Below are 10,421 nucleotides of genomic sequence, written 5' to 3' on the forward strand. Positions count from 1 at the left end.
ATGCGAGTGTCATCGTTGACTCATGTCATCGATGACACCCATGGCGAGCCGATGATGAGCGCAGTCCGGCCCCCGCGTCAACGGTTCGCGCACGACAAGCCGTGCTGCACCTGACGCAGCCACGGCGGGTTGGGGCCGGAAACCGAGCAGGTCAGGGCCGCGACGCGGGAGGCGAACCGGCAGGCGTCCGCCACGTCGTCGAGTCGGAGCCGCGACAGGCGGCCGCCGAGGAGTCCGGCGGCGCCCAGGTGGTGCAGCAGTCCGGCGGTGAACGAGTCCCCCGCGCCGACCGTGTCGACGACGTCCGCCGGCACGGCGGGCACCCGGAAGCGTTCGCCGTCGAGCGAGGCGAGGACGCCGGCGGCGCCGCGCGTGATCACGACGAGGCGTGCGCCGGCCGCGTGCCAGATGTCGCACGCCTTCTCGGGCGAGGCGTCGGGGAGCAGCAGTTCGAGGTCGTCCTCGCTCAGCCTCAGGATGTCGGCGAGTTCGCACCAGTGCGCGAGACGGTCCCGGTAGACCTCGGGACGCACCAGCAGCGGCCGGACGTTGGGGTCGATGCTGATCGTCGCGCCGGGGGCGGCGGCCGCCAGGAAGTCCTCCACCGCCGCAGCCCCGGGCCGGCGCACCAGCGCCAGGGAACCGGTGTGCAGACAGGCAGTCCCGGACAGGTCCACGCGCGCCAACTCCCCTGCCGTCCACTGCCAGTCGGCCGTGTTCTGCGCGTGGAAGGAGTACGCGGCCTGCCCTCGGGCGTCCAGTTCCGCCACGGCCAGCGTGCTCGGCTCGTCGGCCTCGACGGCGTACGTCAGATCTACGCCGGATGCCTCCAAGTGGCCCCGGAACAGCCGCCCGAACACGTCCCCGGAGAGCCGGGCCAGGAGGCAGGCCGGGGTGCCGAGCCGGGCCAGCGCGACCGCGGTGTTCGCCGGTCCGCCGCCCGGCAGCACACGCAGCGCGAGCTCGTTCACGGCCTGCGCCGGCTCGGTGAACGCGTCGGCGACGCACTCGCCCAGAACGGTTATCTGACGTGGAGTCATGAGCTGCTCTTCTCTCGGGTCTCGGAACGTGGCTTCGGGCCGACGCTCGATGAGCGTTGCCGATTTGTGACGGGCGGAAGGCATTGACGTTGCCGGGACCGGGAGTCCATCATCCTCGCCAGGCAGTGTCAACGATGACATAAGTCAACGATGACACCTCAGGCAGCCGCACCATGAACCCGGCCCGTGCCGGGCGCCACCGCCATCCGCCACTGCCCTCCGCCATCGCTGTTCGTCATCGCCGTTCGCCATCGCTGTTCCTCATCGCCGTTCGCCGTCCCACAGGAGTCGCCATGTCCCGCAGCACGCGTATGTCCCGGTCCGCCCTCGGAGCCGTCGCCGTCACCGCGATCTCCGCCCTCACGCTGACGGCCTGCGGGTCGGGGTCGGGCTCCGGGTCGGGGTCCGCCTCCGCCGGCGGCGGTTCGGGTCAGGTCAAGGTCGGTCTGATCACCAAGACGGACACCAACCCGTTCTTCGTGAAGATGAAGGAGGGCGCGGAGAAGTCCGCGAAGGAACACGGTGCCCAACTACTCACCGCCGCAGGGAAGTTCGACGGTGACAACGCCGGTCAGGTCACGGCCATCGAGAACATGGTCGCCTCCGGCGTGAAGGGCATCCTGGTGACCCCGAGCGACTCCAAGGCCATCGTCCCCGCGATCCAGAAGGCCCGCGCCAAGGGCGTCCTGGTCATCGCCCTGGACACCCCGACCGACCCGCAGAGCGCCGCCGACGCCCTCTTCGCCACCGACAACCTGCACGCCGGCGAGCTGATCGGCGAGTACGCCAAGGCCGCCATGAAGGGCAAGGCCGCGAAGATAGCGACGCTCGACCTCGCCCCCGGCGTCTCCGTCGGCGTCCAGCGGCACGACGGGTTCCTCAAGGGCTTCGGCATCGGCGCCGGGGACAAGTCGATCGTCTGCTCCCAGGACACCGGTGGCGACCAGGCCAAGGGCCAGACCGCCATGGAGAACTGCCTCCAGAAGAACCCCGGCATCAACCTCGTCTACACCATCAACGAGCCCGCCGCCCTGGGCGCTTACACCGCGCTCAAGGCCAAGGGCCGGGAGAAGGACGTCCTGATCGTCTCCGTCGACGGCGGCTGCACCGGGACGCGGGCGGTCAAGGACGGCAAGATCGCCGCCACCTCGCAGCAGTACCCACTGAAGATGGCCGCCCAGGGCGTCGACGCCGTCGTCACGTACGCCAAGTCCGGCAAGAAGGCGTCCGGTTACACCGACACGGGCGTCACTCTCGTCACCGACAAGGCGCAGGCGGGCGTCACGTCGAAGGACACCGGGTTCGGCCTCAAGAACTGCTGGGGCTAGGTCCTGCTGACCGGCGGATCAGGCACCCCACCTCCTCATCTGTCGGCCGCACCTCCTCGTCCGCCGGCGCGGACGGACACGTACAACTTCTGTCTTCCGACAAGGACTTCGCATGACAGCCACCACCACGCCGTACGCCGATCTGAAGGCGCCGACCACGGCCCGCAGACTGCTCACGGCGCCGACCGCAGGACCCCTGGTCGCTCTCCTCCTCGCCTGCCTCTTCTTCTCCGTGTCGAGCGACCAGTTCCTCACGGGCGGCAACTTCTCGCTGATCGTGCAGCAGGTCATGGTCGTGGGCACCCTCGCCATCGGCCAGACCCTGATCATCCTCACCGCGGGCATCGACCTGTCATGCGGTGCGGTGATGGCGTTCGGCAGCATCGTGATCGCGAAGACGGCCGCCGAGGGGACACTGCCGCCGCTCGTCGCCATCGCGCTCGGCCTCGCCGTCTGCGCCGGATTCGGGCTGCTCAACGGGCTGTTGGTGCAGAAGATCCCGCTGCCGCCGTTCATCGTCACGCTCGGCATGCTGAACGTGGCGTTCGCGCTGACGCACATCTACTCCGAGGAGCAGACGATCACGAGCCTGCCCGGGCCGCTGACGGCCCTCGGGCGGACGTTCCCCCTCGGGCACACCGACATCACGTACGGCTCGCTGGTCACCATCGCCCTGTTCCTCCTCCTCGCCTACACGCTGAGCAGCACCGGCTGGGGCCGGCACGTCTACGCGCTCGGCAACAGCCAGGAGGCCGCCCGCCTCAACGGCATCCGCACCTCGCGCCTCACCATCGGCATCTACGCCGTCGCGGGCCTCATGTACGGCATCGCCGCCCTGCTGCTCGTCTCCCGTACCGGGGTCGGCGACCCGCAGGCCGGCCAGACGGACAACCTCGACAGCATCACGGCCGTGGTCCTCGGCGGCACCAGCCTGTTCGGCGGACGCGGTTCCGTCCTGGGCACGTTCATCGGCGTCCTCATCGTCGGCGTCTTCCGCAACGGGCTCCAGTTGATGGGGGTCGCCTCCATCTACCAGACGCTGATCACCGGAGTCCTGGTGATCCTCGCCGTGACCGTCGACCAGATCTCCCGGAAGAGGGCCCGATGACCACCAGCACCCCCACCCCCGTTCTCCAGGCCCGCGGTCTGGTCAAGCGCTACGGTCACGTCACCGCCATCGACGGCGCCGACTTCGATCTGCTGCCCGGCGAGGTCCTGGCGGTCATCGGCGACAACGGGGCCGGCAAGACCAGCCTGATCAAGGCCCTCACCGGCGCGCTGGTCCCGGACGAGGGCGAGATACGCCTCAACGGCGAACCGATCCAGTTCTCCGGTCCGCAGAGCGCCCGCGCCCACGGCATCGAGACCGTCTACCAGGACCTCGCCGTGGCCTCCTCCATGGACATCGCGTCGAACATGTTCCTCGGCCGCGAACTGCGCCGCCCCGGCGTCCTCGGCACCGTCCTGCGCATGCTCGACAAGAAGCGCATGCGCGAGGAGGCCGCCGAGCACATGGCCGACCTCAAGATCGGTCTGCGTTCGCTCACGCAGGCGGTCGAGACCCTCTCGGGGGGCCAGCGCCAGGCCGTGGCCGTCGCCCGTTCCGTCGCCTGGGCGCGCTCCGTCGTCGTCATGGACGAACCCACAGCGGCCCTCGGCGTCAAGGAGTCGGGACAGGTGCTCGACCTGATCCGCCGCGTCCGCGACAAGGGCATGCCCGTGGTCCTCATCAGCCACAACATGCCGCACGTCTTCGAGATAGCCGACCGGATCCACGTCCACCGGCTCGGCCGGCGCGCAGCGGTGATCAAGCCGTCCGACCACACCATGGCCGAGGTCGTCGCCATCATGACCGGGGCGCTCACCCTGGACGCCACCGGGGATACTGTCGTGGCGGACTCCGAGGCGGCGAAAGCCGCGGGGGTCCGGTCCAACTGACCACACGACCAAGACACTCACAGGTTCCGGCCGCGTCCGCCGCGGCCGGAACCGACGAGCAAGGGGGCCCTCTCCTCCATGGCAGCGAACCGCCGCCCGACCCTGGCAGACGTCGCCAAAGAAGTGGGCGTCAGCGCCAAGACCGTCTCCCGTGTCCTCAACGAGGACGGCCCCGCCTCGCCGCAGACCAGGGAACAGGTGCTCGCCGCCGTCACCAAGCTCGGCTTCCAGCCGAACCTGATGGCCCGCAACATCCGTGTCGGCGGACCCGACACCACGATCGGCCTGGTCATCCCCGACCTCGCCAACCCGTTCTTCGGAGCCGTCGCCCGCAGCATCGAGGACACGGTCAGCGAGCGCGGCCTGACGCTCCTCATGGGCTCGTCGGCGGACGACCCCGACCGCGAGCGCGCGCTGACGGACAAGTTCCTGGCCCGCCGCGTCAGCATCCTGATGGTCGTCCCGTCCGTCGGCGCCGGCCACGCCCACCTCAAGACCCACCGCTCCACGGGCCTGCCCATCGTCTTCATCGACCGCCCCGGTTCCGGGCTGGCCACCGACAACGTCGTCAGCTCCAACCGCTCGGGCGCCCACGACGGCGTCACCCACCTGATCGCCCACGGCCACCGGCGGATCGCGTTCATCGGCGACCTGCCCACCAAGCTCTACACGCGCCGGGAGCGTCTGGCCGGCTACCGCTCGGCCCTCCAGGAAGCCGACATCCCGTACGACCGCACGCTCGTCGCCAACGCCCACGACCAGCAGGGCGCCGCGGCGGAGGCCGCCCGCCTGCTCGGCCTGGCCGATCCGCCCACGGCGCTGTTCGCCGGCAACAACATCATGGCGCTGGGCATCGTCGCCGAACTCGCCCGCAGCAAGCGCAAGCACGTGGCGGTGGTCGCCTTCGACGACGTCTCCCTCGCCGACGCCCTCGAACCGGCCCTGACCGTCGTCGCCCAGGACCCCGAGGAGATCGGCAGAGCGGCAGCGAGGACGGCCCTGGCCCGCCTGGACGGCGACCGCACCCGTGCGCGCACCACCACGGTGGCGACGCGGCTGATCGTGCGCGGCTCGGGCGAGCAGCCGGTGCGGGCGTCGTCCTGATCGCCGGCGCCTTGACCTCGCAGTAACGTGAGCGGGCCGCGATGAGACTGGGCGGGCCTGACATAACCACCACGTTCCACGGCGCGACCGCCAGCGTGCACCACGAGGGCACGAGCGTCGCCTCCGCGCTGATCAACACCAGCCAGCAGGTGGGTGGTTCGATCAGTCGGTACTGCTGACCATCGTCGCCTCATCGGCCGCGACCGACTGCCTGTCCTCGCACAAGCCCGGCGCGCCGGCCATGACCCAGGCCGGAGTCGAGAGCTGCACGGCGACCCTCGCCTAGGGCGCCGCGATCTTCGTGGTCGGTGCGGTGCTCACGGCGTTCTTGATGCCGAATCGGGCCCTGGAACCCTCGGACGGCGAGCCCATGCTCACCCAGCGAGTAAACCGATCTGTTTCCATCACACCGGAATCGAGTCAACCTCGCCCAATAACCCCCGAAGCAATGCCTGGTCGCGAGAGCGCCTGCTGGAGGCAGCCGCCGTACTCGCGCCTACCCGAACGGCGTCCGCATGGCCGTACGTCTTCGCACAGGCGGAGACACAGTCGGGCGCACCCGACTTCCAACTCAAGGAGCCGGCACACCGCGAGCCGAGGGCCCAGCAGGTCAAGGAGAACCTGACCACCTTCTTCCGCGCCGAGGCCGAGCAGGGCGGGGTGTGCGACCCGGACTTGCTGGCCCGTCAGCTGATCCTGGTCTTCAACGGTGCCAGCGCCCCGGCCGGAATCAAGGCCGATACGCAGACCGGGCTCGTCGCTCACACAGTGACCAGCCTGCTTCACGCGGCGGGCATGCGCTGACGCTTGGAGTTACCGTGCAGGCCGGGACTGCTTCCTCCCATGCGGTACAGATGCCGCGGCCGACCGTCTTCCACCGAGGCCGCTGCACGACTGGGCAGAGCCTGCCCGGTCTGCGAAGTCATCACCAACTGCGCTTCAACAGCGACAGCCACGCGGTCCGGGCCCACGGCATCGTCCACCGACCGAGTCAGGAAATCGACTTCGACATCGACACCCCCCGGCTCCTAGCGAACACCGACGTGGACTCCTCCATGGTCTGAGCCCACCGCCAGAGCGATGCCCATCTTCGACCGCAGAAAGTACGACATCCACCGTGGCTGCGGGCGTATTCCCGGTGCGCGGTTCAGCGACCGATGTAGAGGAACCTCAGGTAGCGCACAAAGGACAGCCTGCGCCAGTGTGCCTCTGCAGTCTCGGCAGCAGAGCTCAGCGCCGCATGACGCGCACTGTTCTGCTGGAGCGCGACCGCGCGCCGACTGAATTCCTGCCGCTGTCGGCTGGCCCGATTTCCGGCCAGAGTGTTTTCCCGAGTGAGCCGCGCCTGGCCGTCCTCCATCTCCTTCTGCGCCTTTGTCCGTGAGGCTTCAGCTGCCGCGTCCACGGAGCGGAGTTCGGCGGCGAGGCGGACGCGCCGAACCTCGATGCCCTGGTCGATCGACTGTCGTTCCTGTGCGGTGAGCGCAGCGGGCTGACTGGCTTCAGCAGCGGCGACCAGCTGCCTGCGCCAGGCATCGAGCGCCATGGCCTTGGCCTCGCCGATGCCCTGAACGTCTATACGGCGGCCATTGCTCAGCACCAGTTCGGCGCCGACGCTGTTGTAGTGCGCGTTCCGCACGGCTCGGTATCCGGTGAAGTCGGCTGCGGTACGGACTCCCGCAGCCGCCAGCCGCGCGGCAAGTTTCGGTCCGATGCCGTGCGGCGGATTCTGGGCGATCAGCCGTCGCCCGAGACGCTCCCGCACGTAAGCAGACTGCCGGGCGGCAAGCGCCGTTCTCAGTGCCTTCCCTCGCTCCTCCGAAAGCCCAGCGATCTTCTTGTCCAGCTCCTGCCGCTTACGGACCCGGCGCTTCTCGATCTGTTGGAGCTCGCCGTGGTAGCTCGCGGTGAGCCTGCTCTGTGCATGTGGGTGGTCCGCGGCGCGCTTTGTCTCTGCGGCGTCGAACTTCGCCCGCTCCTTGCGCAGCTTCCCCTCGGCCTTGACCGGGTCATCGAGCTGCGCCAGTTCTGCCGTGAGCCCGGAGAGTACGGCCCGTGCCTGGGCCCGCTCCGGGCGGCGGGCCTGCCCGAACACTGAGAACGCGGCGGCGGCGATCATTGGGACTGCTGGACCTAAGGGGGCTGTGGAGAGGCCCATCACAAGTGCCAGCAGGGTCACGGCCAGCATCAGAGGCCAGACGACGGCCACGACGACATCCAGAGGCGTCCTGACGTGGAATCCGCCGGGTAGGTCCACCGAGGACGCGGGCTGCGTCGGCGACGCCGCCGAGGCGATGTGTCCCGCCATCCAGCCGGGCAGACCGCCCTCGCCCGGGGCCCCGTTCGGGGCAGTGCTGTCCGTGATCACCGTTACGGCCGGGCGCTGCCTGGGCACGGCCAGGGTGAGCGGCGGCACCATGTCCAGGGGCTGGCACGCCAGGGTCTGCACCTGGTCGGCGAGTCCGCTCACCATGCGGTCGGGATGCGTGAGCAGTGTCTGCAGTCGTGCGGACCCGGCCGGGCTCGTGAAATCGTCCTCGGTAAGCAGGAGGAACTCGCCGCTGGGTTCGTGCAACCGGGACCACAGGGCCGGTTCGGAGGCGATCGCCTTCAACGAGAGGAAGATGACCCAGGCGGAGAACCGGTCAAGATCCACTCCGAAGTCGTCGTTCCCCCGCAGGGGCGACTGATAGTTCCGGTGCCCTCGCTCGGTCCCTCCCAGGCCGGCCAGCGCCGGGACGTACATGCCGTCGTAGTCGACCAGCCGCAAGGTGTCGTCGCTCGCCACGAGCAGGTTGCCGTGCTGCAGATCGCCGTGGGCGATCTGGTGGTTGGCCAGGTCCCGGGTCAGTTCCTCGAACCGGTCAGCCAGGCGATCGACGGCGACCCGGTCCGCATGGTTGTCGTCGAGCCAGGAGGACAGGGTGACGGCCTCGGCCCACTCCATCTTGAGAACCGGGTAGCGTTCCCGCCCGACGCTGATGGCGTCGGGAAGGTACTCAAAGCCGAGGTTCCACGGCTGGGAGAGCTCCGCCGGATCGAGCATGGCGAGTCGGGAACTGATGGCCTCGTACCGGCGTTCCTGGTCCGGGACGTGACGAGTGAAGCACTTGACCGCGTACCGGCGGCCCGATGAGGGCGAGGTCAGGGAGAAGACACTGGCGAAGGCGCCGGAGATGGGGCGCGGCAGGCCGAGTCCGGTCAACTCGGGCCGGGCGCCCTTGAGTTCCGGATGATGGAAGCACAGCTGGGTGTGCTGCAGAGCTTCCGCGTACTCGGCGCCGCTGGGGAACCGGCGCTGCGAACCGGTGGCCGGGCCCATGTTCACCGTCCCTCGAAATCGATCCGTACGAATGCCACATCGTCGTTGCGCAACTGCCGACTGTCCCGTAGTCCGTTCAACCAGTTGTTGAAATCGTCCAGGTCATCGGGACCGGCGTACTCAAGGAGCTGGCCGACGGCGTCGGCCTGGTCCGAGGCCGACATGAGCCAAGCGGACAGGGCATCCGTCATCAGGAGCAGTCGGTCTCCCGGGCGACAGTTCCCTTCGGTGAATCTCGTACGGTCGGAAAGGAGCGCGGCGTCACGGTTGCGGCTGCCGAAGAGATCGGGAGTGGTGCCGAATTCCTCGACGGCCGACACCGGGAATGTCCGTATCAGCTGGTCGTCGCGCAGGTGGAACAGGCAGCTGTCGCCCAGCGCAGCGGCGCGCCACTGCCAGGACGGTTCCGCTTCGCCGCCATCGGCACTGCTCTCCGGGTCGACGCGCACCGCGAGCAGCGTTGCGTAGGCACCCTCAGCGAGCTTGGTGTGCTCGTACCACTTCAGTGGACGCCCTTCTGATTGGCGAGCCAGTGTGTAGTCGGCCAGCCAGGGTTCCCACCCGGCCACCACGGACGCTGCGAACTGCTCGAAGACGGTTCCATCCGTCAGCGCGTCCGGCAGCGCCATGGCGTGTTCGACCGCCGCGCGGGACAGCAGCCTGGCCCAATCCTTGGCCAGTGCGCTTTCTGTGGCTCCGTCGCAGACGCCTGCCGCGAATGGCTCCCGCAGCATGTGATCGTGCGGATGCCCGGGCAGCACGGCGACGGCATCCTCACATTCCGCTGCCGTGCTTCCCTTCTTGGGGGCCACCAGGTGCGTGACGTACACGCAGGAAGTGGAGGTCGTCACCGCAGTTCGGTGGCCCGGGTACCGATGTCGAGGAACTGGACGACCGTTGTGATGTCGGCGTTGTAGACGAAACCGCGAGTGGTCTCACTGACCCGCTGCCCCTGCGAGGCCGCGTACGAGCGCATGTGGCTCGGCAGCGGGCTGGACATGTTGAACAGGGTCCGGGCGTAGCTGTCCGGAAGGGTGTCCGCCGAGTCGGGGAACGCGGTCGGTGTGCCGCCTGCCGCGGACACATGCAGATTGAACAGCAGCGCCGCTCCGTCTGCTGTGGCGTGGGATGTGACTGCATCAGCGGCCGCGGTGGGGTCGCCGTCTGTCGACTCGCCGTCCGTCAGGTTGATGACGATGGGCGGGAATCCGGCCGGATACCGCTCTGTCCAGCCGGCGACGAGTCCCTCCGCGTACTGCAACGCACGGTTCATCGGGGTCCCGCCGTGAGCGACCGGATCCATCCACAGAGGGAAGTTGACGGCGGTCTCCACCAGGCCGCCAGCACCGTCGGGAACCTTCTTGCTCCGCTCGTCGATGCGGGCCGGGTTGTCCGCCACCTCGCTCAGGGGGACAAGGTCCCGTCCTTCGAGCGGCCCCGCGAGCGCCGAGCCCACGGTGGCGCCGTAGCCGATGACCGCGACGTGGAAGTAGTCGCGTACGCCCTCTTCCTTCGCGCACTTGACGGAGAGTTCGGTGAGCAGGCGGTTGATGGCGTCAGCGACAACATCTGCCTTCTGCTGCGGTACTTCACCACCGATGGGATCGCTCATGGAGGTCGACTGGTCGACGAGGAAGACGATGCTCGTCGGGTTGGAGCGGCTGATCTCTGCCGTGTACGGCACGGTGA

8 protein-coding genes and 1 pseudogene are annotated in these 10,421 nt (G+C 68.8%); 5 read left to right on the forward strand and 4 right to left on the reverse strand.

Translation table 11 applies throughout. From position 1 onward, the window contains the following. Positions 1-77: 77 nt before the first annotated feature. A complete protein-coding gene (locus AB0L37_RS14715; protein ID WP_365504391.1) occupies positions 78-1,040 on the reverse strand; it encodes a carbohydrate kinase in 963 nt (320 codons plus the stop codon). A 293-nt stretch (positions 1,041-1,333) separates the two neighbouring features. On the opposite strand from AB0L37_RS14715, the gene AB0L37_RS14720 reads away from it, so the two are divergent. The 5 genes and pseudogenes from AB0L37_RS14720 to AB0L37_RS14740 form a co-directional block, all read left to right on the forward strand. Beyond that, positions 1,334-2,368, forward strand: a complete 1,035-nt coding sequence (locus AB0L37_RS14720) for a sugar ABC transporter substrate-binding protein (protein ID WP_365504393.1) — start codon at positions 1,334-1,336, stop codon at positions 2,366-2,368. 112 nt (positions 2,369-2,480) lie between these two features. After that, positions 2,481-3,476 carry an ABC transporter permease gene (locus AB0L37_RS14725; RefSeq protein WP_365504394.1) on the forward strand — a complete coding sequence of 332 codons (996 nt, stop codon included), beginning with the start codon at positions 2,481-2,483 and terminating at the stop codon, positions 3,474-3,476. Then, on the forward strand, positions 3,473-4,306 hold the full coding sequence (locus AB0L37_RS14730; protein ID WP_365504396.1) for an ATP-binding cassette domain-containing protein: 834 nt from the start codon (positions 3,473-3,475) through the stop codon (positions 4,304-4,306). The genes AB0L37_RS14725 and AB0L37_RS14730 overlap by 4 nt, the downstream gene beginning before the upstream one ends. 78 nt (positions 4,307-4,384) lie before the next feature. Continuing rightward, positions 4,385-5,410, forward strand: a complete 1,026-nt coding sequence (locus AB0L37_RS14735) for a LacI family DNA-binding transcriptional regulator (protein WP_365504398.1) — start codon at positions 4,385-4,387, stop codon at positions 5,408-5,410. 522 nt (positions 5,411-5,932) lie between these two features. Then, positions 5,933-6,214: pseudogene (locus AB0L37_RS14740) on the forward strand (TetR/AcrR family transcriptional regulator); the annotation flags it as partial. Positions 6,215-6,557: 343 nt separating this feature from the next. Here AB0L37_RS14740 and AB0L37_RS14745 read toward each other — a convergent pair. From AB0L37_RS14745 to AB0L37_RS14755, 3 genes are read right to left on the reverse strand one after another with little or no spacing between them, the layout of a single operon-like run. Then, the gene (locus AB0L37_RS14745; protein ID WP_365504400.1) at positions 6,558-8,732 is read right to left on the reverse strand and encodes a hypothetical protein; all 2,175 of its coding nucleotides are present in this window, start codon (positions 8,730-8,732) and stop codon (positions 6,558-6,560) included. 2 nt (positions 8,733-8,734) lie between these two features. Continuing rightward, positions 8,735-9,562: a hypothetical protein gene (locus AB0L37_RS14750; RefSeq protein ID WP_365504402.1), complete on the reverse strand. Its 828-nt coding sequence runs from the start codon at positions 9,560-9,562 to the stop codon at positions 8,735-8,737. Between the two features lie 17 nt (positions 9,563-9,579). Beyond that, the gene (locus AB0L37_RS14755; protein WP_365504404.1) at positions 9,580-10,416 is read right to left on the reverse strand and encodes a vWA domain-containing protein; all 837 of its coding nucleotides are present in this window, start codon (positions 10,414-10,416) and stop codon (positions 9,580-9,582) included. Between the last annotated feature and the right edge of the window lie 5 nt (positions 10,417-10,421).

Origin of the sequence: Streptomyces sp. NPDC052225, from assembly GCF_040679615.1 — a bacterium.
Taxonomy (GTDB): domain Bacteria; phylum Actinomycetota; class Actinomycetes; order Streptomycetales; family Streptomycetaceae; genus Streptomyces.

What these genes read in the sequence shown, in the direction of transcription:
- AB0L37_RS14715 (WP_365504391.1), bottom strand. Translation starts at nt 1,040, where the DNA reads ATGACTCCACGTCAGATAACCGTTCTGGGCGAGTGCGTCGCCGACGCG.
- AB0L37_RS14720 (WP_365504393.1), top strand. Translation starts at nt 1,334, where the DNA reads ATGTCCCGCAGCACGCGTATGTCCCGGTCCGCCCTCGGAGCCGTCGCC.
- AB0L37_RS14725 (WP_365504394.1), top strand. Translation starts at nt 2,481, where the DNA reads ATGACAGCCACCACCACGCCGTACGCCGATCTGAAGGCGCCGACCACG.
- AB0L37_RS14730 (WP_365504396.1), top strand. Translation starts at nt 3,473, where the DNA reads ATGACCACCAGCACCCCCACCCCCGTTCTCCAGGCCCGCGGTCTGGTC.
- AB0L37_RS14735 (WP_365504398.1), top strand. Translation starts at nt 4,385, where the DNA reads ATGGCAGCGAACCGCCGCCCGACCCTGGCAGACGTCGCCAAAGAAGTG.
- AB0L37_RS14745 (WP_365504400.1), bottom strand. Translation starts at nt 8,732, where the DNA reads ATGGGCCCGGCCACCGGTTCGCAGCGCCGGTTCCCCAGCGGCGCCGAG.